The organism is Shewanella sp. SM71 (genome assembly GCF_025653905.1).
Classification (GTDB): Bacteria; Pseudomonadota; Gammaproteobacteria; order Enterobacterales; family Shewanellaceae; genus Shewanella; species Shewanella oncorhynchi.
In genome coordinates this window covers 207,714-231,023 of record NZ_JAKKRW010000003.1, presented here as the reverse complement: position 1 = coordinate 231,023, position 23,310 = coordinate 207,714, and the positions used below count along the sequence as shown (strand labels likewise).

The following is a 23,310-nucleotide window of genomic DNA, read 5'->3' as shown; positions in this document are numbered from 1 at the left end:
AATGTCAGCCAGTTCACCACTAATGCCCCACTGTTAACTCGCTATCTATAATATTGATTTTATTTACTATAAGTACATTTAATGACTCGATTTCTGTTCGCTCTTATCTTAGGTTTCCTACTGACTGCCTGTCAGCAGGTGACCGTGGACGAAACAGAATTTGTGCCGAAAAAATTAACTGAGCTAAGAGTAGGTACACTTTACGGCCCACAGATTTATATGACCTCCGGCCAAGGTGATAGCGGTTTCGATTACGATATGGCGGTATTGTTTGCCGAATACTTAAATGTGCCCTTAAAAATGGTGCCCTACACAAACCGTATCGAGCTGTACGAAGCCCTCAAAAAGAATGAAATCGATATTATTGCTGCAGGCATGACAGAAACGCCCACAAGGCGAGAACAGTTCCGCTTAGGTCCACCGCTATACCGAGTGAATCAAGTGTTGGTGTATCGCGAAGGCATGCCAACCCCAAAAGACATCAGCGACTTAAAAGGCAAGATCACCGTTATCGCCGACTCTTCCTTCGTCGAGACCTTGACCCAGTTGCAAAAGCATTATCCAACGCTGGTGTGGGATCAAATTACCGACAAAGACAGTGAAGAATTGCTGGCCATGATTGCCAACAAAGAAATTGACTACACTATCGCCGACTCCAGCAGCGTACAGATCAACCGTCGCTACCTGCCCGACTTACGCTCAGGTCCTGTGCTAGAAGAAAAACTCGATGTGATCTGGCTATTACCTCCCACTCACAGTGATGAACTTATGAGTAAATTGCTGGCCTTTTGGCACCAAGAGAAGCTTGCCGGCACGCTGGATCACCTCAACGAGAAATACTTTGGTCATGTAAAACGCTTCGATTATATCGATACTCGCGCATTTATCCGTGCCATTGAGACAGTATTGCCGCGTTATCGACAATTATTTGAAACCCATGCAGGCAATTTAGATTGGCGTAAACTGGCAGCAACCAGCTATCAAGAGTCACATTGGAATCCTAATGCCCGCTCGGCCACAGGAGTGCGTGGCATGATGATGTTGACTCAGCCAACCGCCAAAGAGATTGGGATCACCAACCGACTCGATGCCGAAGAAAGTATTCGCGGCGGCGCGGCGTATTTGAACGATATGATCAATCGCCTGCCAGAATCGATCCCCGAGAGTCAACGCATGTGGTTTGCGCTGGCCTCTTACAACATAGGATATGCCCATATTGAAGATGCACGTAAGCTTGCGGAATCGATGGAGTTAAATCCCAATGCTTGGCGAGATTTAAAAAAGGTACTACCGCTACTGCAAAAGCGTAAATATTATCAAAAAACACGTTATGGTTACGCCCGAGGCAGTGAAGCCGTTCATTACGTCGACAGCATCCGTCGCTACTATGACACGCTAGTCTGGGTGGATAATCAGTCGAAACAACCCGACCCCGATGATGACTCGAGCGACCTTACTGCGGAAGAACCCGTACTTCCTGCGGGAACGTTAAGCCCTGATCAACCTAAATAGCTTAACTCGTTAGCGCTCAGGTGCATGGGCCAAACGACAATCCAACAACTCACTTCTTATATATCAAGTACAGAGTTTTACGTAACAAGAACATCAACATAAAAACTCAAGATGTACATAGATGTCTTCAACAAGGTGCGATATCAAACAACAGGAGAACCGAATTAAGGTTTGCCAACCTAACTCAAATTTGCGATGAAAAACATCGCTTAGTTCAGCTTATCTGACCAGTGCTATTGCTGCACTCCTGTGCAACTGCTACTGTCTTGGGGTATGACCTAAGATAAATCTCTGTAGGGCATCGATAATAACAATTAATGGGGTCAATATGAGAAGAAAAACCATCAACAATACCGTTGCGCGTCGTCGTACTTTGCTAAAAATTCGTCATCGCCGTATTTTAAATCGTCAAAAACTCTTCTTTACTTTTATTCAGTCTCAGGATTAATCCTGTCACGTTAATCGACACTTACCCAATAGCTTGCTGCGCCTTTTGAGCCTGTTTCAGGGCTTTTTTCTCTTCCCTGCGACGTTTAAAAAAACGACTCAATTGCGCGCTACAAGCATCGGCCAGCACCCCAGATGTGACTTCAACTTGGTGATTAAACGCTGGATGTTGCAGCAAATTCAGCACAGTACCCGCTGCACCCGTTTTCTCATCCCGTGCACCAAATACCACACGAGCAATTCTGCTATGCACCATAGCGCCCGCACACATAGCGCAAGGCTCGAGGGTGACATATAAAGTCGCATCTAAAAGACGATAGTTTTCGACCAAACGCCCCGCTTCCCGCAAACATAAAATTTCCGCATGGGCGCTAGGATCGTGCTGGCTAATGGATAAATTGTAACCCATCGCAATCTGCTGGCCGTCTTTGACCAATACCGCACCCACGGGCACTTCGCCCTCGGCCTCGGCTTTTTCTGCCATCAGCATCGCGACTTGCATCCAATGTTCGTCTTGCTGAGATTGTTCGTCTTGCTGCATTTGGTCCACTCATGCCCTCAATCGATTCGCCCAAAAATAAAGCCGGATTATATCAGTCAAGCACAGATATTTCACGGCTGAGTCATTCAACCTAAGTTAATCCATCAAACAACAAAAAAGGCGCACTCGGCGCCTTTTATTCGTTAATTCAAATAATTAACTTATTCCCATTCGATAGTCGCTGGCGGCTTGCCAGAAATATCGTAAACCACACGGGAAATGCCATCGACTTCGTTAATGATGCGGTTTGATACGCGACCTAAGAAATCATAGGGCAGATGTGCCCAATGTGCCGTCATAAAATCAACGGTTTCAACAGCGCGCAGTGATACAACCCAGTCATATTTTCGGCCATCACCCATCACGCCGACTGAGCGTACAGGTAAGAACACTGTAAAGGCTTGACTGACTTTATTGTATAAATCGGCTTTATGCAGTTCTTCGATGAAGATAGCATCAGCGCGGCGCAGCAAGTCACAGTATTCTTTTTTCACTTCACCTAATACACGCACACCAAGACCTGGTCCTGGGAACGGGTGACGATAAAGCATGTTGTATGGCAGGCCTAACTCAAGACCAATTTTACGCACTTCATCTTTGAACAGTTCACGCAGAGGCTCGACTAAACCGAGCGCCATATCGGCTGGCAAACCGCCAACGTTATGGTGAGATTTAATCACATGTGCTTTGCCTGTGGCACTGCCGGCAGATTCAATCACGTCTGGATAAATCGTGCCTTGCGCTAACCATTTGGCATTGGCGCATTTTTTCGATTCTTCATCGAAAATTTCCACGAATACGCGGCCGATGATCTTACGCTTAGCTTCTGGATCGGCTTCGCCTTTCATCGCATCGAGGAAACGGTTTTCCGCATCAACGTGGATGATATTCAGGCCGAAATGATCGCCAAACATTTCCATTACTTGCTCGGCTTCGTTCAAACGTAATAAACCGTTATCAACGAATACGCAGGTCAGTTTTTTGCCGATAGCGCGGTGTAGCAGCATAGCCACAACCGAAGAATCAACACCGCCCGATAATCCTAAAATCACTTCATCATCACCGATTTGCTTCTTCAAGCGCTCAATCGCATCTTCAATGATAGAGGATGGTTTCCAGTTGGCTGCACAGCCACAAATGTCTAAGGCAAAGTGCGATAACATGCGCATACCTTGGCGAGTGTGGGTCACTTCTGGGTGGAACTGTACGCCGAAGAATTGCTTTTCTTCGTTCGCCATAGCGGCAAATGGGCAAGTGTCCGTTTTAGCGACCGCCACAAACCCTTCAGGAATAGCCGACACTTTATCGCCGTGGCTCATCCATACGTCGAGTAAGGGTTTGCCGTCACTGCTAACCGCATCTTCGATGCCTTTGAATAGCAATGAATCTGTCAGCATTTCAATTTGAGCGTAGCCGAATTCACCTTCGCCCACACCTTGGATCACTTTACCGCCCAGCTGCTCAGACATAGTCTGCATACCGTAACAAATGCCCAGTACCGGCACACATGCGGTAAAGACGTATTCAGGCGCACGCGGCGAGTTTTCAGCCGTGACACTTTCTGGGCCGCCCGCAAGAATAATGCCGTTCGGGGCAAATTCGCGGATTTGGGCTTCGGTGACATCCCAAGCCCATAATTCACAGTAAACGCCGATTTCACGGATACGACGGGCAATCAGTTGAGTGTACTGGGATCCAAAATCGAGGATCAGTATCTTGTGCTCATGAATATCGCTCATGGGTAACCTTTATCTCATCTATTGTTTTAACATTGCTCAAAGCAGCGACTGCCAGCTTTAAGTATTGGATCATACGTTTTACAAAGAGGCGGCTTACGCCGCCCCTCTTATCAAACGATTAAGAACCTGAACGGTAGTTCGGCGCTTCTTTAGTGATAGTCACATCGTGCACGTGGGACTCGCCCATGCCCGCTGAAGTCACTTTCACAAATTGGGCTTTTTCATTCAGCTCTAGAATGGTGGCGCAGCCCGTTAATCCCATACAAGAACGTAGGCCGCCCATATGTTGATGGATGATTTCCTTCAACTTACCTTTATAAGGCACACGCGCTTCTACACCTTCGGGGACTAACTTATCGGCAGCATTGTCCGATTGGAAATAACGGTCAGAAGAACCTTGAGACATAGCGCCCAATGAACCCATACCACGGTAGGATTTATAGGCACGGCCTTGATATAACTCAGTTTCGCCCGGTGCTTCCTCAGTTCCCGCAAACATTGAGCCCGCCATAATGCAAGATGCACCCGCGGCTAATGCTTTGGCTAAATCGCCAGAGAAACGAATGCCGCCATCGGCAATCACAGGAATACCTAGGCTCTTCATGGCTGCAGCGGCATCGGATACAGCAGTAATTTGTGGTACGCCCACGCCTGTCACGATACGAGTCGTACAGATAGAACCAGGGCCAATACCCACTTTAACTGCGTTAACACCCGCTTCGACTAAGGCTAATGCACCTTCTGCCGTGGCAACGTTACCACCGATAATTTGCAAATCAGGATGTTTAGCGCGAGTTTCACGAATGCGTTGTAAAACGCCTTCGGAATGACCGTGGGAAGAATCGATAAGTAAAACGTCAACACCGGCTTTAACCAGAGCGTCAACACGCTCTTCATTACCAGCGCCCGCACCTACGGCGGCACCAACACGTAAACGGCCTAACTCATCTTTACAAGCATTCGGTTTACGTTCGGCTTTTTCGAAGTCTTTAACTGTGATAAGGCCTTTCAATTTATAGTTATCATCGACCACTAACACTTTTTCGATACGATGTGAGTGCATCAATTTTTGCACTTCATCTAATTTAGTGCCTTCGGCAACAGTGACTAAACGCGCTTTAGGCGTCATCACTTCTTCTACCGTTTTGCTCCAATCCGTTACGAAACGCACGTCACGGCCAGTAATGATACCGACCAGCTCGTTGGCTTCATTGACCACGGGATAACCGGCAAAACCATTCTTCAGTGTTAACACTTTCAGATCAGCTAAGGTGGTTGATGGGGTCACAGTCACGGGTTGTTGAACCACGCCTGCTTCGTAAATTTTTACTTTACGAACTTCTTCGGCTTGTTTTTCAATACTCATGTTTTTATGAATAAAGCCTAAACCACCTTCCTGCGCCATCGCGATCGCAAGACGAGCTTCGGTGACTGTGTCCATAGCGGCAGACACTAGTGGGATATTCAATTCAATGGTATTGGTCAGGCGAGTTTTTAGAATGGCGGTATTTGGGAGTAGAGTCGAATGCGCAGGAACAAGCAACACATCGTCAAAAGTAAGCGCTTCTTTAATTAAACGTAGCATATGCAACATCTCCCCAGTTGAGTAGGATTTAGAGGTGAAATATTGCGGCGGGATTATACCTTGCATATCGCCACTGGTAAATGGAAAATAGTAAATATCCCCATTTTATTGAGTTATTCGATGCAAGGCACCAAAAACAACATTTATACTGTCTCGCGGCTCAATGGTGAAGTCAGACAAATTCTCGAAGGACAACTGGGTAAAATTTGGCTTAATGGCGAAATATCCAACTTTTCCTCCCCCAGCTCAGGTCATTGGTATCTCACCTTAAAAGACCACTCTTCACAGATCCGTTGCGCCATGTTTAAGGGCCGTAACCAGACGGTCAGCTTTAAGCCCATCAATGGTCAGCAAGTGCTGGTCAAAGGCGCGATCAGCGTTTATGAACCCAGAGGCGACTATCAATTATTAATTGAGTCCATGCTGCCCGCTGGGGATGGATTACTCGCCCAGCAGTTCGATGCACTCAAGATGAAGCTCGCAGCCGAAGGCTTATTCGCCGCCGACACCAAAAGATTGCTACCCAAAAATATTCAACGCATTGGCGTTATTACGTCACCTACGGGTGCGGCGATCCGTGATGTGTTACATGTATTGGCAAGGCGCGATCCTTCCATCGAAGTCATTATCTATCCGACTCAAGTTCAGGGCGAAACCGCGGCGCAGAGTATTTGTCAGGCAATCAATATCGCCAACCAACGTTTAGAAGTCGATGTATTACTGCTCACCCGCGGCGGCGGTTCGCTTGAGGATTTGTGGTGTTTTAACAGCGAAGCCCTCGCCCACACGATTTATAACAGCGCCCTGCCCATTGTCAGCGCCGTCGGCCACGAAGTTGATACGACTATCAGTGATTATGTTGCTGATATCCGCGCCCCAACACCCTCTGCAGGCGCGGAGCTATTATCACAAGACAGTGATAATAAGGCGCAAAAACTCGCCACAGCCTTATCGCGCCTGCAACAAAGCGCGAAACATTATCAGCTTAAACAAGAAAGACGACTTAGTTTGCTAGAGCACAGACTGCAACGCCAAGACCCTAAACGGACTTTGCAGCAGTTCGAACAAAGATTCGATGAGATGCAATTACGACTAGAGTCCGCGCTGTCGAATCGCTTGCATCTGCTCAGCCGCCGTCAGCAGTTGCTCGCAAGCCGCCTTGAGCAGCAATCTCCCAAGCATAAACTCGCCATTGAGGGGAACCGCTTAAGTTATCTTGCGAGCCGCTTACAGGATGCATTGCAGGACAAACTCAGCCAAAGTGAACAGCGGATAAAATACGCGGCCCATCAACTCGAAACCGTCAGCCCGCTTGCCACGTTAAGCCGTGGTTACAGCATTACCACTGACATCCACCATCAAGTGGTCGACTCTGCCGATAAACTGGCCATCGGTGATAGTTTGCAGACCCGCTTGCGCCATGGACAAGTGATCTCAACCGTCACTCAGATAAAGCCGCTCGAATAACGAATAACACTAGCAAGAGCAAGGCTAAAATCATCTTAAAACACAAAAGGAACCCTAAGGTTCCTTTTGTTTCAAATGTATCAGGTAAAAAACACTATTTGGTTTTTCTGTCTTTAATATGGCTTTGTGCGCGCTTGCGGCGGCGCTCTTGGCTCATAGTCAACTTCTCAGTCTTGTTTTCAAATGGGTTATCACCCTCTTGGAAACGCAGCTGGATTGGCGTACCTACGACTTTCAATGAACGACGGAAGTAGTTCATCATGTAACGCTTATACGAGTCAGGCAGTCTACTCACTTGGTTACCGTGAATAACCACGATTGGCGGATTGTAACCACCGGCGTGAGCGTATTTAAGCTTCACACGACGGCCATTCACTAATGGCGGCTGGTGATCGTCCTGCGACATTTGCATAATACGGGTCAGCATAGAAGTGCTGACGCGGCGTGTGGCACTGTCGTAAGCTTCTTCAATCGATTCAAATAAATGGCCAACACCAGTACCGTGCAGCGCCGAAATAAAGTGAATACGGGCAAAGTCGATAAAACCAAGACGACGGTCAAGCTCACTCTTCACGCGATCTTTAATGCCTTGGTCGATACCATCCCACTTGTTGACGGCAATAACCAAAGCACGACCCGCATTGAGTGCGAAACCTAACAGACCTAAATCTTGTTCGGCGATACCTTCACGGGCATCGATGATAAGCAAAACCACGTTAGCATCTTCAACCGCTTTCAAGGTCTTGATCACTGAGAATTTCTCAATGACTTGATGTACTTTACTCCGGCGACGAACACCCGCAGTATCGATAATCACGTACTCGCGACCTTCGCGCTCCATTGGAATGTAAATACTGTCACGGGTCGTACCGGGTTCATCAAATACCACAACGCGCTCTTCACCTAGAATACGGTTAGTCAGGGTTGACTTACCGACGTTAGGTTTACCTATGATCGCCAGCTTGATAGGCAAATCTTGCAGACGCTTTTGCTCAGCTTCGGCTTCTTCTTCAGTATATTCACGCTCTTCAGTAACTTCGTCTTCACCTTGACGCACAATGCCCATCGCTTCGGCATAAGGGGTCAGCGCGTATTCGATCATATTAGTCACGCCGCGTCCTTGGGACGCCGCCATTTGGTAAACTTCACCTAGACCTAAAGACCAAAACTCGGCACAAGCAGAATCAGCATCAATACCGTCAACTTTGTTAGCAACCACAAAGGTGGTTTTTTCACGGCTACGTAAGTGCTGGGCAATCGACAGATCCGCAGCGGTTAAACCCGCGCGCGCATCGGTCATAAATAGAACGACATCGGCTTCTTCAATGGCAGCAAGGGATTGCTCAGCCATTTTCGTCTCGATCCCTTCTTCAGTGCCATCGATACCGCCGGTATCGACCACAATGAACTCATAGCCGGATAAGAATGCTCGACCATATTTACGGTCACGTGTTAGGCCAGGAAAGTCAGCAACCAGCGCATCACGCGTGCGCGTAAGACGATTAAATAGGGTGGATTTACCGACGTTCGGCCGACCAACAAGGGCCACTACAGGGATCATGATTTTGCCTCTAAAAAACTTTTTAATAAAAAGCCCCCGGAACACACTTCCAGGGGCTCAGCAAGGATAACACTTTTAACTATGGAAGTGTTACAACAGCCAACTTTCCGCTGCGACCTTGAACATAGATTTTATCATCCACCACTAACGGCTGGCTGTATAATCCTGAGCTGTCCACTTGGACACGACCGACAATCGTCCCTGTACTGCGATCGATGAAGTGTAAATAACCTTCGAAATCACCCACAACTAAATAGTCTTTATACACAGCAGGAGATGTCAGAGTGCGGTTAGCTAACTCAGAATTACTCCACAGTTCCAAACCGTTACGTTTATCAACTGAGTAGATACGGCTGTGATCGTCAACTAAGTACAAGCTTAGGCCCGCTGATGCTAACTCGTTAAAGCTAGAATACTTACGTGTCCACACAACTCGACCCGTGCGCAGTTCCATCGACACTAAGTTACCGTTGTAGCTCACCGCATATAAGTTGTCGCCAAGGATCAAGGGCGTCATATCCACGTCGGCCATACGCGTAAACTCGTTACCGCCCGTTGGATTGTAAATAGCCTGTTCCCACGCAGCTTGACCATTGTTTTTAATCACAACAGCCACTTTGCCATCGGCGGTACCTATGAAGAAACCACCCGCTTCGTAAGCTGCAGAACCTGTACCGCGCAGGGTCAGATTCGGCAATTGCATTTCATACACCCACAGCTTGGCGCCAGTATCAACGTTAAATGCTTCGAGTGAACCAGAGCTGGTACTGACCACCACGACGTCATCGGCCACAGTGGGAGCAGACAGTAATTCACCGCCCGCAACGACATGCCATAACACTTGACCATCTTCAGCGTTCAATGCAGCAAGCAGCCCACTTTCACCACCTAAAAAGACTTTATTACGCGCAGCAGTCACACCAGCAGCAATACGCGCACCTTTATTTTTAGCTAAAGCGTTATCACGAAACTCTTCGCTGAAATCTTTAGTCCAAACGCGCTCGCCAGTGGCCTCATCGAAGGCAACCACTTCACCATAACGGTCGGCGGCAAAAATTTTTCCATAACTAACGGCGGGGGCGAGGCGAGAATAATAATCTCCAACACCATTGCCGACAGAGGTGCTCCAACTCACTTCAGGAAACACTGTCGCCTGAATGGCAGTTAACTCACTTACCGGTTCTTCTTCGACATCGCTCGACGAACAGGCGGATAACATGGCCAGACTTAATCCAGCGGCTAGCAGGTTTTTGCACCAAGACTTCATCAAGGGATCCCTTATGCCTGATTTAGGCTATCAAGTTTGATTTTAAGCGCAGGGCTTGTCACCACACCACCATTGTCCATGGCAGCTTGATAAGCTGTTTTTGCCTTCTCAACTTCACCTTGACGTACTAAGAAATCACCTTTCAACTCATCGCGCTGAGCAAAGAAAGCTTTATCTGTTACTTGATCTAAGGTCGCTAGAGCTGCATCAATTTGACCTTGCTCTGCTTGTACTCGTGCTACACGCAAAGTCGCAATCACATCTAAACCAGCACCAGGTTTAGCCGCAATCACCTTGTTCAAAGCATCAATCGCTTTTGGATAATCCTTCGCTTCTACCGCAGTTTTGGCCACGATCAATTCTAACAAGGCTTGATAGCCCTTTTGATCGTGATTTTTAGAAAACTCGGCGACACCCGCAAGCATAGCGGCTTCATCGGCAGATTTAGTGGTCAAATTTTGGAACGCTTTTGAAGCTTCTTCCGCTTGTGCCACTTTAACGTCAGAATAATAATTCCACGCATATAGGCCGCCTAAACCCACTACGGCACCGATTAAAATTGAATTTCCGTAATCTTTCCAGAACTGCTTGATAGCATCAACTTGTTGTTCTTCTGTGCTATAAATTTCCACGCGCACGTCCCCTTTATTTGATCAGTTCAGCCAAAAATGCGCCTAAGGCACTTCGAGCTACCCGTTGTTGTTCGATGTCATTGCGTAAATGTTTAACCGTAACCATACCTTCGGCAAGTTCATCTTCACCTATCAGTAGTGCCACACTCGCACCGCTTTTGTCGGCACGCTTCATTTGTTTCTTCACGTTACCGCCGCCACAGTGACTCATCACTTTAAGGTTTGGCAGTGCGTTACGTAATTCCTGCGCGACCTTGATGGCTTCAACCAGACAGCTATCACCCATGGCCGTGACATACACATCCACTTCTGGCGGAATATCTTTGGTCAGCTCTAAGGTTTCAAGCAGCAAGACAATGCGCTCTAAGCCCATAGCAAAACCGACCGCTGGAGTATCCTTACCACCTAACTGGGCGACTAAACCATCGTAGCGACCACCTGCAAGTACAGTACCTTGTGAGCCTAAACTAGATGTAACCCATTCAAATACAGTGCGATTATAGTAATCTAAACCACGTACTAGACGCGGATTAATGGTGTATTTGATACCCACAGCATCAAGTAGTTCACGCAATTGTGAAAAATGTGTCTTCGATTCTTCACCGAGAAAATCCATTAACTCAGGTGCATCAACCAATATGGCTTGGACATTTTGATCTTTTGAATCCAATACTCGCAGCGGATTGCTGTACATGCGACGCTTACTGTCTTCATCAAGCGCATCTTTATGCTGCTCTAAAAACGCAATCAAGGCATCACGATAAACAGCTCGCTCAGCAGGATCACCTAAGGTATTTAGCTCTAGCGAGACGTGCTCGCTAATACCGAGTTTTTCCCACAGGCGTGCCGATAGCATCAAGACTTCAGCATCAATATCAGCCGAGCCAATGCCATACACTTCAACGCCAAATTGGTTAAACTGACGATAACGGCCTTTTTGTGGACGTTCGTGGCGGAACATAGGACCCATATACCAAAGACGTTGCTCTTGGTTATATAGCAGACCGTTTTCGTTACCTGCACGCACTGTCGACGCGGTACCTTCAGGGCGTAGCGTTAAGCTGTCACCGTTATTATCTGCGAAGGTATACATTTCTTTTTCAACAATATCAGTCACTTCACCGATAGAGCGTTTAAAAAGATCGGTATTTTCCACTATTGGAGTGCGGATTTCGCTGTAACCGTAAGCACTGACGCTCGAACGTAGTACCGCTTCCACTTTTTGCCATAGAGGACTTTGAGTTGGCAGAATGTCATTCATTCCGCGAATCGCTTGGATCTGTTTTGCCACTGTATCGACTCGTCCGATTTCGCTAAATTAATAAAAATGTCACGCATTATAGGCTTTTGAGCGTAAAACGTAAAACGACCCCGTCGGTTTCGGGGCCTAGCTCAACATCATTAGGCGTAATCTATGCCCAAATGCGGGTACATATTACTCAGTTGTGTCTTTGATTTGAATACGGTTCGCCATTTGACTGGCTTTTGCGCGAATTTTAGCTTCGAGGGAATCGACAATGTTGTCGTTGTCAAAACGTTCTTTTTGACGTTCACCCTCATCATAGTAACCGCTCTTATTGTGCCCACCGGTTAAACCGATGTGCGACACTAAGGCTTCACCTGGGCCGTTAACTACGCAGCCGATAATAGACACATCCATGGCGGTAGTCACGTCTTCGAGGCGACGCTCTAACTCATTGACTGTACTGATCACATCGAACTCTTGACGAGAACAAGATGGACAGGCAATGAAATTAATGCCACGGCTACGAATACGCAGCGACTTTAAAATGTCAAAACCGACTTTGATTTCTTCGACCGGATCAGCGGCCAAGGAAATACGTAGGGTATCACCTATGCCTTCGGCCAATAACATACCTAAGCCTACGGCCGATTTCACTGAACCCGCGCGCGCGCCACCAGCTTCGGTAATGCCTAAATGCAGGGGTTGGCGAATTTGTTTTGCTAATAAACGGTAGGATTCGACCGCTAAAAATACATCGGAGGCTTTAACGCTGACCTTGAACTGATCAAAGTTCAATCTGTCCAGAATATCCACATGGCGCATAGCTGATTCGAGTAAGGCTTCAGGAGTAGGTTCTTTATACTTGTCCATTAGATCTTTTTCTAATGACCCACCATTCACACCAATACGGATGGGAATATTATGGTCACGGGCACATTCCACCACGCTACGAATACGCTCTTCATTGCCTATATTACCCGGATTGATTCGAAGACAATCGACACCGTACTCGGCAACTTTTAAAGCAATGCGATAATCAAAATGAATGTCGGCCACTAAAGGAACATTGACCGCTTGCTTAATGAGTTTAAAGGCTTCAGCCGCATCCATAGTGGGTACAGAGATACGCACTATATCGGCACCGACTTTCTCTAAGGCACGAATTTGAGCAATTGTCGCTTCAACATCTGTGGTCTTAGTATTGGTCATTGACTGAACAGCAATCGGCGCCCCATCACCAATCGGTACATTACCCACATAAATGCGGGTGGAAGGACGTCTTTTTATGGGAGTTTCATTATACATGCTTAATACGCTCTATTTCGGTACGTGCTGCAGATCATTACGCGGTCGTTAGGCTTTAGGCAAGGTTAAACGCGCGACTCGTCCCTTGGGGAAATCCGCTAGGCTAACAATTTGACCATCTAAGCTTAAGGTCGCTACATGGGGTGCACCTAAAATGACTTTAAACGGTGGCACACCGCTCACTTGCACTGTTGCGCCAGCGCCTTTAACACCATCGACTAACGCTTTACCTTTAGCATCAACAATGTTTATCCAGCAATCACCCGTCAACTGGACATCTATAATCGATTGTCCTGCAACAGCAACCAAAGTACTTGCTGCAGTGACAGTGGTCGTTGATGTTGTGGTCGGTGAAGGCGTTGCACTAACAGGCTGTTGGACTACAGGAGCTGTCGTTTGCGGAACCGATGGCGTTGTGGCTGCGATTGCTGAACCGCCATCTTCATTACTCGTATCAACGGTCTGAGGATAATTATTGTCCGTTGGTCCTGTGCTGACATCAATAGTGCTTGCATCAGTATCTTTAATTGGACCATCGATAGACATTGAGCCGTTTGCGGCAATCTCAGTCAAACGAGGACTGGCATCCGTTTCGGTCAATAACACATCACCTGGCAGCGTCTGATTCGCTGCTGCGACCTCTTCAGCCGTGGGTTGCGACACATCAATAGTGCTTAGCAAGGTCGTTTTTTGCATCCACCAGACGACTAACGAACCGAGTAACACTATGACGATAAAAATACTCAGCCAAGTTAAACGTGTATCGCGAGCTTGATATGTGGTTTTGCGTGAAAAACTTTGCATTGCAGGCTCAGTCACGACTGGCACTTGCTGCACAAGACAAGCTTCAATCAAAGCCGCATCGGCACTGACCATACGCGCGTAGTTTTTCACATAGCCACGTACATAAGTCGATGAGGCTATATTCGTAAAATTGTCAGCTTCAATATCTTCAATAATACGAGGACGTAGATGCAGCTTTACAGCGGCATCTTGAATACTAAGGCCCATTTTTTCGCGGGCGGCTTTTAATAAAGTACCAAGCGTGACATCTAGCGCGACTGATTGCGGTGCTACCGACTCAACTGGCGCATTGGTTTCATGATCTTTCATTGATGCAAATTAACTCTGTATTGCTTGGCCTGAGGTGATGCTGGGAATTTGGCAAGCAATAAAATACCAAATCTCTTCACAGCGGCATCATCATTCACTGCCTGCTCTATTTTGATCCCGAGCGCTAAACTTTCTGGAGTTTGCTCAGCCACTTGGTGATAGCGCGCTAATTGGTTTCGCGCCTGAATAAAATCACCTTGATCGACTTCTAACTCTGCCAACTCCAGTAATGACACCGAGCGTCTCGGGTCATACTTTAACGCCATCTGAAAATACTGTCGTGCCTTTTCTGCTTGTCCTGCTTCGCGACTACAAAGACCTAAGTTCTCATAGCTTGAGGCAGTGCGCGTATATTTGGGCATTTCAATTGCGGCCAAAAACATTTTTTCAGCTTTGTTGTATTGCTTTTGTTGGCACAAAAACACCCCGAAATTATTCATGGAATCGCCAGAGGCGTCCTTAGTACTAATGGCATTCATGTACGACTCTTCGGTACGCACTAAATCGCCCACGGTTTGATAGTAATAAGCCAGAGCGGTATGCACATCTTCGAGCTCTGGAGCATATTCTAATGCTTTATCAAGATTGTATTTGGCTTGTTCCGTGCTACCTCGATTTAAATAGGTTAAACCGAGCTGCATCCGCTCTCTTGCGGCGGCGACTTTGTCTAACTTTCGTTCCGAAACAGGAATATCTGTCCCAGTATAAGTACGCTCAGTGACGCATCCTGTCATCAATAACGACAGGCTTAAAATCAACGAAAACCTTGGCAATCCATGCTTCATGGGCAAGCCTATAAATCTGTGCAAACAAAGAGTTAATTCATTGTGACTGAAATCTGGTTTTCTTGCATGCGTTTTTTCGCTAAACGTTTCGTTCTGTCGCGAATATCGCCAGCTAACTGACCGCAAGCGGCATCGATGTCATCTCCACGGGTTTTACGTACAATGACAGTAAAACCGTATTCCATAAGAACCTTAGAAAAACGGTCGATACGTGAATTAGATGAGCGGCCATAAGGCGAGCCTGGATACGGATTAAATGGGATCAGATTCACCTTACAAGGTGTATCTTTCATTAACTTAGCTAACTCATGGGCTTGGTCTGTGCTGTCGTTGATATGATCTAGCATCACATATTCAACCGTCACGCGGCCGCGGTTAGCATTTGATTTAGCAATATAGCGACGAATACCCGCTAAAAACTCATCCAGCGGATACTTTTTATTGATCGGCACCAGAATGTCACGCAACTCATCATTGGGTGCATGAATACTGACAGCAAGTGCCACATCGATGGCATCGCCCAGTTTATCTAACGCTGGCACTACGCCTGATGTTGATAAAGTCACACGGCGCTTTGATAGACTAAAACCAAAATCATCGAGCATGATGTCCATCGCAGGGATCACATTGGCTAAATTGAGTAATGGCTCACCCATGCCCATCATCACGACGTTAGTGATAGGACGCTCGCCCGTGTCTTTTGCAAATCCTAAAAAGTGCGACACGCGCCAGATTTGACCGACGATTTCAGAAACCGTTAAGTTACGGTTAAAACCTTGCTGACCCGTCGAGCAGAAAGTACATTCCAGCGCACAGCCAACCTGTGAAGATACACACAAGGTCGCACGATCATCCTCAGGAATATAAACCGTTTCCACTTCTTGGCCTTGGCCAACATTAATTGCAAATTTTATCGTACCATCGGTCGATTTTTGGAAACTCGAAATTTCTGGTGCAACGATCTCGCAGCGGGCCGCCAACTTTTGACGTAACACTTTGTTGATGTTGGTCATCTCTTCGAAGTCACTGACACCGAAATGATATAGCCATTTCATGAGCTGATCGGCACGAAAGGGTTTTTCACCCATTTCCGCAAATAATGCGCGCATCGCCTTACGATCAAGGTCTAATAAATTGATCTTCTTTTCACTCATATAGCTAACCTCAACACCAAAAACCGGATCCTGCAACAGGGCGGCGAATTATACAGACGCAAATAAATTTTAGCCAGTAACTCAATTCACCTATGATAGAATCTCCAAGGGCTAATATTGGCCTAAAATACGGAGTTGTAATTCCACCTATATGTTAACCCTCATCATTATAGTGCTTGTCGCTGTTGCTGTTTCTTTTCTGTGCAGTGTGTTCGAAGCTGTTCTGTTATCGGTTACCCCAAGTTATATCGCATCACTCGAACAAACTGACAGTGCCGCAGCCGCGCGCTTGCGTAGATTGAAAGAGAATGTCGAAGCCCCTTTGGTGTCAATCCTTACCCTAAATACTATCGCTCATACCGTCGGTGCCGCCGTTGCAGGTGCGCAAGCGGCTAAAGTATTTGGTGACGATATGTTAGGTGTTTTCTCGGGCGTATTAACCTTTATTATCCTGTTTTTCTCAGAAATCATTCCTAAATCATTGGGTGCAAACCATTGGCGTCGCCTCGCACCAAGTGTTTCTGTTGCCGTGCTGTGGATGAAGCGTACCACTAAACCGCTGATCTGGATGTCACAGCAAGTCACTCGCCTAATGGGCAAAGGTGATGAAGGCCACTACATACGCCAAGAGATGAGTGCTATGGCCAAAATTGGCCATGAATCCGGTGAGCTTGATGAGCAAGAGTCAAAAATTCTGACGCAAATGCTGAAGGTGCGAGATATGCCAGTTACGGCGATCATGACACCACGCACTGTGATGTTTTCTTTGCCCATAGATCTCACCCAAAATGAGTTTGTGCGCCAATACCGCGACAAGCCTTTTACCCGAATTCCAGTTTACGACCAAGATCATGATGATGTGATTGGTTACATTACCCGCACCGATGTATTGCTAGCAGAGCGTTACACGCCAGAAGCACCGATTGGTGAACTTAAACGGAGTTTATTTGTGGTGCCTGAAACCGCAAAAATTCTGCCACTTTTTGAGCGTATGATTAAACGTAACACCCAAATTGCGATGGTGGTCGACGAGTACGGCAGTAGCCAAGGTATCGTAACTCAAGAAGATATCATCGAATCTATGTTAGGATTAGAGATTGTCGATCTAAACGACCCCGCGACCGATATGCAGCAATTGGCACGTAAACTTTGGACTAAGCGCATGAAGCAAAAAGGCATTCGCCTATCCGATGACGGTGATTTTGAAGCCGCATCCGATGATGACGAAGCCAAATCCGGCTGAAGGCTAACCAAGTTTAGTGCTTGTTAATATAAAGGGAGCCTAGCTCCCTTTATTCTTTTAGAATGCGGATGACTCAGAACCCTCTGAAACTCGCATTTTCAGGTTGCTTGGGTATATACTCACCCGCCGTAATAGAGGTAAGTTATGACACAGAGCTACACACTCTCACTCGCGCACATTAATGACACCCATTCGAATTTTGAACCCTGCCGCGTCCAATTTAGCCTTAACATAGGCCAACATAAGCTAGATGTGACCAGCCATAGCGGTGGTTATGCCCGCATCGGCCATCACATCACAAAAGCGCGTCACACCGCTGCACAAACCAATACGCCTTTTATTTTCCTGCATGGTGGTGACAGCTTCCAGGGCACGCTGTATTTCAGCCATTTTAAAGGTAAGGCCAACGCCCACTTACTCAATCTGTTGGCACCTGATGCTATGGTCATTGGCAACCACGATATCGATGAAGGTAACGCCAGACTTGCCGAGTTTGCCAAGCAAATTGATTTCCCATTGCTTGCGGGCAATATGGATTTAAGCCAAGAGGATCTAAACAAACCCGGTTGTCTGCGGGGTTTGCCTAATATCTTGGATTATGATCATGAGCAAAAACACGCGAAATACCTTCTTAAGCCCTTCCACGATAAGACATTAGCCATTGTCGGTATTACCTTAGATCAGATGAAAGAGATCGCTCGTCCCGATCCCGACACCCATTTTGTCGATGCTATCGCCACTACCGCGCGCACGGTTGAGCACCTTAAAAATCAAGGTATTAAGCATATTATCGTGCTCAGCCACTTAGGCTTAGATCAGGATAAACGCCTCGCGGCCGAAGTCGATGGTATTAGCCTTATCGTCGGCGGTCACACGCATACGCTACAGGGGGATTTTCGCGCCTTAGGTTTGAGCAACCTGCCCTACGGTGAAGTCATCAATAACACGCCCATAGTGCATGCGGGTAAGTATGCCGAAGTCGTCGGCTTAGCCGAGATAACGTTTGACGCTGATGGGAAAGTGCTGAATTTAAAGGGCGGCAACTACTTCATGCTAGATCAACACTTTATCTTAAGTGCTAACACGGCCGTCGATAACCAAGATTACCAAGCTGTGCGCCAGCAGCTTAATCAGCATCCAAATATCTTTTGGGATGATGCCGATGCCGATATCGATGGCGTGATCCGAGATATCTATAAACCCGCTATCGCAGAGATGGAAAACAAAGTCTTAGCACTGGTGCCAAAAAACTTAGTCCATACCCGCTTACCCTCTAAAGCCCTACCCCACGGCAGTGAAATAGCACCTTGGGTGAGTCGCAGCATGTTCCAAGAAGCCAAACTGGTCGACCCTAGGGTGAACTTTGCTCTGCATAATGCTGGCGGTGTGCGCCAGTCAGTGGCCCAAGGACAATTGACACTAGCCGATGTGATGGGGCAATTACTCCCCTTCGAATTACCATTAGTTAAGTATGAAATTCAAGGTCAGTTTCTCTATCAAGCGCTCGAATCGGCGATTAACGCGGCAACCAACAACAGTGTCCGTGGTACAGGTGCGGGCAGCTTCCCCTACACTTACGGCCTACGGTATTACTACGATGGCCGCCGTCCACTGGGCGAGCGTTTATTTAGATTGGAGATGATGCAGCAGGACAGCCAATCACTATGGTATCCGGTTGAGCCTGAGTCACTGTATGTCGGGGTATCGACCTCTTACACTGCTGCGGGTAAGGAAGGCTATCATCCATTACTGCAAGCCCGCTGGCAGGAGTCGATGGAGTCACTGACTTTGCCACAGGCCTTTATTCGATTCTTAAATCGCTCACCGAATCTGTCTGATTTATTGTCACAGCATGTACATTACACCAGCCACAGCCAACGTATAGGTTAGGCGCTATGCTCCTCATGGCGTAAGTATCAATGCTGTGAGGAACAAAATGAGTGGCAGCTTACAAAGCGCTAAACAAACCTGAGCTTAAAATTGCCAATCACATTGCGGTAAACGCGCAGTAAACCAATCCTGCGCCTTGCCTTCAGCATATTTACGCCATGCCATAAACACAGCTTGCGTTGGGCGCGGCATTTCCACATGACAAGCCACTAGGCTTCCCGCCGCCAACGCATCTAAGATTAAGTGCCTTGGAATGTAACCCACACCTAATCCCAATTGCTGCGCCTTAATTTTGGTCTGCATGTTCGGCACACGGATCACTTGGCGACTATCAAATAAACCACTTGATCGCTGTGCTAGGGCAGTCGAACTATCTGCTACCACAATAGAAGGAAATTGCAACAATGCCTCGGTCGGAATTGGGCCAGCGTGTTGCGCTAATGGGTGCGCGGGATTTAAAGCAAATACAAACTCCAACTCCCCAATTTCCACCACATGATATTGGCCTTTGGGCAACTCCCCTGTTACGCCGATGGCGATATCGGCACGGCCAGAATAGAGCGCATCCCAGCCGCCACCTAAGGACTCTTCGCTGATATTCACAGTCACTTGCTTACCCAGCTCAGTAAACTCACCAATCAACTGCAGCAGGGGTAAATCCGGCACCACTGTATCTATGGCTAAGGTCAATGAAGACTCCCAGCCTGTCTCGAGTTGACGCACTGCCTCTTCGAGCCTTGATGTTGCCGCAAGGATTTCTCTGCCTTGGCGCAGCACAAGTTGACCGACTAAGGTCAGCTCGGCGCGCTGGCCCTTACGTTCAAATAATTTTGTGCCTAAATCGCTTTCCAGTTTCTGCACTGTGTAGGTCAGTGCCGATGGCACCCGAAACAAGGACTCGGCAGCAGCGGAAAAACTGCCTTTTTTATCAATGGCATCGAGTACGATTAATCCATCAAGACTAATAGATGGCAACATATAAACCTCATATTCAAATTATTTGAAATAGATATTGAAAATGTTCCGATTTTCTTTGCCAAAGGTCAAGTCTACACTGCTTAGCAATGGAGAAGTTCTTCGGAACTACAGCCAAACTGACTTAAGACTGAGTGAACAATACACTTAACTATTCGTTAAATAATTTGAAATGAGGAATATCCCATGAAAGCACTGATCACAAAAACACTGAACTCAGCCCCGAGTTTTGCCCCACTGGCACTGCGCATTCCTATCGGGATCATCTTAATAGCCCATGGTTCACAAAAACTGTTTGGCTGGTTTGGCGGTTACGGCTTAGAAGGCACTGGACAATGGATGGCATCCATTGGTTTGACACCAGGTTACTTAATGGCATTGATGGCAGGTTCAAGTGAATTCTTCGGCGGCCTGTTCCTGTTGCTAGGTCTGCTGACTCGCCCAACAGCCCTCGTCTTGTCATTCACTATGGTTGTGGCGATTTTCTCGGTACATATAGGCAACGGTCTGTTCCTTGCCAATAACGGTTACGAATTTGGTCTCGCCCTACTAGCAGCCACAGTGTCATTGGCGGTTTCAGGTGCCGGTAAGTTCGCTATCGATAACCTATTCGCTAACCGCATCAAATAAAGGGGAAGCAAGATGATCACATTAAGAAAAGCACAGGACCGCGGTCAAGCAGATTTAGGCTGGCTAAAGAGTCAACATACCTTCTCTTTCTCTAGTTACTATGACCCAGAGCACATGGGGATTTCATCCCTAAGAGTCATCAACGATGACAGAGTAACGCCCGGCGCAGGTTTTGATACCCATGGCCATAAAGACATGGAGATCATCAGTTACGTGATATCTGGCACTATCGCCCATAAAGATAGTTTCGGTAATATCAAAACCTTACCCGCAGGTGAGTTTCAATTGATGTCGGCGGGTAAAGGCATTTACCACAGCGAGTTCAATGCTTCTAATACTGAGCCGCTACACTTTTTACAGATTTGGATCCGCCCAGATACTTTAGGCATAGATGCGGGTTATCAGCAAAAGGCATTCGAGCAGAGCTCACCGCTGACGGCTGTGGTGACACCAAACGGTGAAAATGGCACGCTGAAAGTGCAACAAGATGCGACCCTATATCGTTTAGTGTTAAGCGAAGGCGAAAAAGTGACGATGGCCAGAACCGCCGAACAAGCGAGTCGTCATCTGTATGTTCAATTGATTGAAGGTACGCTGGATATCAATGGCACAACACTCACGACTGGGGACGGCGCACATCTGACCCAGCTTGCGAGTGTCGACTTTACGGCAACAAGCGGCCAAGTCACCGCACTAGTATTCGACTTGTCGGCTAATGCGTAATACGAGCGGCTTAACTGAACCACTCAGTACAGCCGCTTAACGATTGAGCAAACGATTAAGCAAGTCATTGAGCAAGTGATTACATGCCAGCTTGATAAGCACTCACCTAGAAAACCTAGAAGCACTGCCACAAGTCATCTTTGGCAGTGTTTTTTATTGGCGTTTTTATGGTCATGTTATAAGGCGATGTTATAAAAGCAGTGCTAGCGGCCTCGTTGAGCGAACCAGACCCGCACTTTGATAAGCTGAGTTATAGCGCGAGTGTCATGCTGAAATTAACCAACACTTGGGCTTGGCCCTGTGCTTTATCCGCCGCATTTAAAAAACGCTTATGTTCATTACGGCGAATACTGCGAAATCCCTGTTTCTCAAAAAAAGGTCGCGCGAGATAGGATGCTTCAACCGTTAATCGTTTCAGCGCTAAGATTTTAACTTCTTCAAACAACGCAAAATACAAAGAGGTGGCCACCCCAGAACGGGCATATTCGGGATGCACGAACAAACATTCCACTTCGGCAGCGGCTTCAACATCACTGTCGGCACCTATCTTAAGATTGATAAATCCCACCAGCATGTTATCCGCTTCAGCAACCCAAATCGTGGTGCCCTTTAAGCGTTCGAGCCAATAGTTCTCACTGCGGATCTCACCTTCGATATAAGCCCAAGCAGAGCGCTCGGCAAACGAGTAAAACTCGCCAGAGCCTTGCATTACACTCGCCTCAAAGATCGCCGCCAGCTGCGAGACATCCGATGGCGTAAATAGTCGAATCTTCATTCTCTGCCCTCCATCTTGAATCATTAATTGACTTAGATTAACCGAATTCTAATTTAAGCTAAACAGTGCTGATTTAGTTAAATAGTGTCACTAAACGGTGTTAAGCTAATGTTTTACTGTGAAATACCTTACATCACTTTCTAGCTGAAACCATAGTAAACGCGCGTTAAATATTCTTTCCTATATTCTTTTCCATGTAGAAACCGGGGATCACTTGCCCAAGTTTTTGCTGATAACTGCGCTGTATTTGAATAAATCCCATCCGAGTAAACAACCCTTTAGAGAGATAAGATGCGTCCAAGCTCAAGCGCGCATAGCCTTGTGCCTTAGCCCAAGCTTCTAAAACAAGATAAGCGCGCTCACCTAATCCCTGACCTTGATAATCTGGATGTATATATAAGCTATCTAAGTAACCTTGGCGGGAGAAATGGGTTTCGACATTGATAAAACCGCAACAAACTGAAGAAGCTGTCGCTTCATCTATGGCTAAAACCACCCACGCCTTCGAGCGACATAACCGTAAATCCCAATGTTTAGCCGATCTTGGCGCCGCAGACCAAGCCATAAGCTGCGCCTGCGAATAACGAACATGGGTAATGCTGTGCACGCAAAGGTGAAATAACTCACTCACTTCACGTGCATAACATGACTGATAAGGCTGGATCTCGAACTGTTCAAACGCCATCACTTGAGTGATCCCCTGCTGAGTAATAACAGCTA

The 23,310-nt window shown here is 47.0% G+C and carries 20 protein-coding genes; 6 read left to right on the top strand and 14 right to left on the bottom strand.

The genetic code is table 11. The features are described from left to right. Positions 1-81: 81 nt before the first annotated feature. On the top strand, positions 82-1,512 hold the full coding sequence (gene mltF / locus L5L97_RS04780; protein ID WP_168824519.1) for a membrane-bound lytic murein transglycosylase MltF: 1,431 nt from the start codon (positions 82-84) through the stop codon (positions 1,510-1,512). A 469-nt stretch (positions 1,513-1,981) separates the two neighbouring features. Here the strand turns inward: mltF and tadA are convergent, their stop codons facing one another. From tadA to guaB, 3 genes are all read right to left on the bottom strand, one after another. After that, positions 1,982-2,500, bottom strand: a complete 519-nt coding sequence (gene tadA / locus L5L97_RS04775) for a tRNA adenosine(34) deaminase TadA (protein ID WP_263181298.1) — start codon at positions 2,498-2,500, stop codon at positions 1,982-1,984. A gap of 161 nt (positions 2,501-2,661) precedes the next feature. Then, on the bottom strand, positions 2,662-4,239 hold the full coding sequence (gene guaA / locus L5L97_RS04770) for a glutamine-hydrolyzing GMP synthase (RefSeq protein ID WP_263181297.1): 1,578 nt from the start codon (positions 4,237-4,239) through the stop codon (positions 2,662-2,664). 118 nt (positions 4,240-4,357) lie between these two features. Continuing rightward, entirely contained in the window at positions 4,358-5,824 is a 1,467-nt protein-coding gene (gene guaB, locus L5L97_RS04765; protein ID WP_263181311.1) for an IMP dehydrogenase, read from the bottom strand. Positions 5,825-5,944: 120 nt separating this feature from the next. Here guaB and xseA point away from each other — a divergent pair, with 120 nt between their 5' ends. Continuing rightward, complete coding sequence (gene xseA / locus L5L97_RS04760; RefSeq protein WP_219253447.1) at positions 5,945-7,291, top strand: exodeoxyribonuclease VII large subunit; 1,347 nt, start codon at positions 5,945-5,947, stop codon at positions 7,289-7,291. Between the two features lie 94 nt (positions 7,292-7,385). On the opposite strand, the gene der is transcribed toward xseA, so the two are convergent. The 8 genes from der to L5L97_RS04720 all read right to left on the bottom strand — a co-directional run bounded on the left by der (position 7,386) and on the right by L5L97_RS04720 (position 16,354). Beyond that, positions 7,386-8,852: a ribosome biogenesis GTPase Der gene (gene der / locus L5L97_RS04755; protein WP_006082478.1), complete on the bottom strand. Its 1,467-nt coding sequence runs from the start codon at positions 8,850-8,852 to the stop codon at positions 7,386-7,388. Between the two features lie 79 nt (positions 8,853-8,931). Continuing rightward, complete coding sequence (bamB, locus tag L5L97_RS04750) at positions 8,932-10,119, bottom strand: outer membrane protein assembly factor BamB (protein WP_028761250.1); 1,188 nt, start codon at positions 10,117-10,119, stop codon at positions 8,932-8,934. An 11-nt stretch (positions 10,120-10,130) separates the two neighbouring features. Then, the gene (locus L5L97_RS04745; RefSeq protein ID WP_113939439.1) at positions 10,131-10,751 is read right to left on the bottom strand and encodes a tetratricopeptide repeat protein; all 621 of its coding nucleotides are present in this window, start codon (positions 10,749-10,751) and stop codon (positions 10,131-10,133) included. A gap of 13 nt (positions 10,752-10,764) precedes the next feature. Next, positions 10,765-12,042, bottom strand: a complete 1,278-nt coding sequence (hisS, locus tag L5L97_RS04740) for a histidine--tRNA ligase (RefSeq protein ID WP_113939438.1) — start codon at positions 12,040-12,042, stop codon at positions 10,765-10,767. 144 nt (positions 12,043-12,186) lie between these two features. Beyond that, the gene (ispG, locus tag L5L97_RS04735; protein ID WP_105251894.1) at positions 12,187-13,302 is read right to left on the bottom strand and encodes a flavodoxin-dependent (E)-4-hydroxy-3-methylbut-2-enyl-diphosphate synthase; all 1,116 of its coding nucleotides are present in this window, start codon (positions 13,300-13,302) and stop codon (positions 12,187-12,189) included. Between the two features lie 48 nt (positions 13,303-13,350). Beyond that, positions 13,351-14,415, bottom strand: coding sequence for a RodZ domain-containing protein (locus L5L97_RS04730; RefSeq protein WP_263181294.1), 1,065 nt, complete (start codon positions 14,413-14,415; stop codon positions 13,351-13,353). Continuing rightward, the gene (gene pilW, locus L5L97_RS04725) at positions 14,412-15,200 is read right to left on the bottom strand and encodes a type IV pilus biogenesis/stability protein PilW (protein WP_028761255.1); all 789 of its coding nucleotides are present in this window, start codon (positions 15,198-15,200) and stop codon (positions 14,412-14,414) included. The genes L5L97_RS04730 and pilW overlap by 4 nt, the downstream gene beginning before the upstream one ends. 32 nt (positions 15,201-15,232) lie before the next feature. Further along, positions 15,233-16,354 (bottom strand): bifunctional tRNA (adenosine(37)-C2)-methyltransferase TrmG/ribosomal RNA large subunit methyltransferase RlmN, encoded by a 1,122-nt coding sequence (locus tag L5L97_RS04720; protein WP_028761256.1) that lies wholly within the window; start codon positions 16,352-16,354, stop codon positions 15,233-15,235. A gap of 151 nt (positions 16,355-16,505) precedes the next feature. Between L5L97_RS04720 and L5L97_RS04715 the strand changes: the two genes are divergently transcribed. Continuing rightward, positions 16,506-17,597: a CNNM domain-containing protein gene (locus L5L97_RS04715; RefSeq protein WP_028761257.1), complete on the top strand. Its 1,092-nt coding sequence runs from the start codon at positions 16,506-16,508 to the stop codon at positions 17,595-17,597. Positions 17,598-17,741: 144 nt separating this feature from the next. Beyond that, on the top strand, positions 17,742-19,487 hold the full coding sequence (locus tag L5L97_RS04710) for a bifunctional metallophosphatase/5'-nucleotidase (RefSeq protein ID WP_263181292.1): 1,746 nt from the start codon (positions 17,742-17,744) through the stop codon (positions 19,485-19,487). 84 nt (positions 19,488-19,571) lie between these two features. On the opposite strand, the gene L5L97_RS04705 is transcribed toward L5L97_RS04710, so the two are convergent. Then, on the bottom strand, positions 19,572-20,465 hold the full coding sequence (locus tag L5L97_RS04705) for a LysR substrate-binding domain-containing protein (protein ID WP_263177096.1): 894 nt from the start codon (positions 20,463-20,465) through the stop codon (positions 19,572-19,574). 183 nt (positions 20,466-20,648) lie between these two features. On the opposite strand from L5L97_RS04705, the gene L5L97_RS04700 reads away from it, so the two are divergent. Next, the gene (locus L5L97_RS04700) at positions 20,649-21,092 is read left to right on the top strand and encodes a DoxX family protein (RefSeq protein WP_263181290.1); all 444 of its coding nucleotides are present in this window, start codon (positions 20,649-20,651) and stop codon (positions 21,090-21,092) included. 12 nt (positions 21,093-21,104) lie between these two features. Continuing rightward, entirely contained in the window at positions 21,105-21,815 is a 711-nt protein-coding gene (locus L5L97_RS04695; RefSeq protein WP_259513597.1) for a pirin family protein, read from the top strand. A 250-nt stretch (positions 21,816-22,065) separates the two neighbouring features. Here L5L97_RS04695 and L5L97_RS04690 read toward each other — a convergent pair whose 3' ends face one another. Beyond that, positions 22,066-22,590, bottom strand: a complete 525-nt coding sequence (locus tag L5L97_RS04690; RefSeq protein WP_259503846.1) for a GNAT family N-acetyltransferase — start codon at positions 22,588-22,590, stop codon at positions 22,066-22,068. Positions 22,591-22,756: 166 nt separating this feature from the next. Continuing rightward, positions 22,757-23,278, bottom strand: a complete 522-nt coding sequence (locus L5L97_RS04685) for a GNAT family N-acetyltransferase (protein ID WP_263181289.1) — start codon at positions 23,276-23,278, stop codon at positions 22,757-22,759. Positions 23,279-23,310: the final 32 nt, after the last annotated feature.

What these genes read in the sequence shown, in the direction of transcription:
- mltF (WP_168824519.1), top strand. Translation starts at nt 82, where the DNA reads ATGACTCGATTTCTGTTCGCTCTTATCTTAGGTTTCCTACTGACTGCC.
- bamB (WP_028761250.1), bottom strand. Translation starts at nt 10,119, where the DNA reads ATGAAGTCTTGGTGCAAAAACCTGCTAGCCGCTGGATTAAGTCTGGCC.
- L5L97_RS04695 (WP_259513597.1), top strand. Translation starts at nt 21,105, where the DNA reads ATGATCACATTAAGAAAAGCACAGGACCGCGGTCAAGCAGATTTAGGC.
- der (WP_006082478.1), bottom strand. Translation starts at nt 8,852, where the DNA reads ATGATCCCTGTAGTGGCCCTTGTTGGTCGGCCGAACGTCGGTAAATCC.
- ispG (WP_105251894.1), bottom strand. Translation starts at nt 13,302, where the DNA reads ATGTATAATGAAACTCCCATAAAAAGACGTCCTTCCACCCGCATTTAT.
- tadA (WP_263181298.1), bottom strand. Translation starts at nt 2,500, where the DNA reads ATGCAGCAAGACGAACAATCTCAGCAAGACGAACATTGGATGCAAGTC.
- xseA (WP_219253447.1), top strand. Translation starts at nt 5,945, where the DNA reads ATGCAAGGCACCAAAAACAACATTTATACTGTCTCGCGGCTCAATGGT.
- L5L97_RS04705 (WP_263177096.1), bottom strand. Translation starts at nt 20,465, where the DNA reads ATGTTGCCATCTATTAGTCTTGATGGATTAATCGTACTCGATGCCATT.
- guaB (WP_263181311.1), bottom strand. Translation starts at nt 5,824, where the DNA reads ATGCTACGTTTAATTAAAGAAGCGCTTACTTTTGACGATGTGTTGCTT.
- L5L97_RS04720 (WP_028761256.1), bottom strand. Translation starts at nt 16,354, where the DNA reads ATGAGTGAAAAGAAGATCAATTTATTAGACCTTGATCGTAAGGCGATG.
- L5L97_RS04690 (WP_259503846.1), bottom strand. Translation starts at nt 22,590, where the DNA reads ATGAAGATTCGACTATTTACGCCATCGGATGTCTCGCAGCTGGCGGCG.
- guaA (WP_263181297.1), bottom strand. Translation starts at nt 4,239, where the DNA reads ATGAGCGATATTCATGAGCACAAGATACTGATCCTCGATTTTGGATCC.
- pilW (WP_028761255.1), bottom strand. Translation starts at nt 15,200, where the DNA reads ATGAAGCATGGATTGCCAAGGTTTTCGTTGATTTTAAGCCTGTCGTTA.
- L5L97_RS04715 (WP_028761257.1), top strand. Translation starts at nt 16,506, where the DNA reads ATGTTAACCCTCATCATTATAGTGCTTGTCGCTGTTGCTGTTTCTTTT.
- L5L97_RS04700 (WP_263181290.1), top strand. Translation starts at nt 20,649, where the DNA reads ATGAAAGCACTGATCACAAAAACACTGAACTCAGCCCCGAGTTTTGCC.
- L5L97_RS04730 (WP_263181294.1), bottom strand. Translation starts at nt 14,415, where the DNA reads ATGAAAGATCATGAAACCAATGCGCCAGTTGAGTCGGTAGCACCGCAA.
- L5L97_RS04710 (WP_263181292.1), top strand. Translation starts at nt 17,742, where the DNA reads ATGACACAGAGCTACACACTCTCACTCGCGCACATTAATGACACCCAT.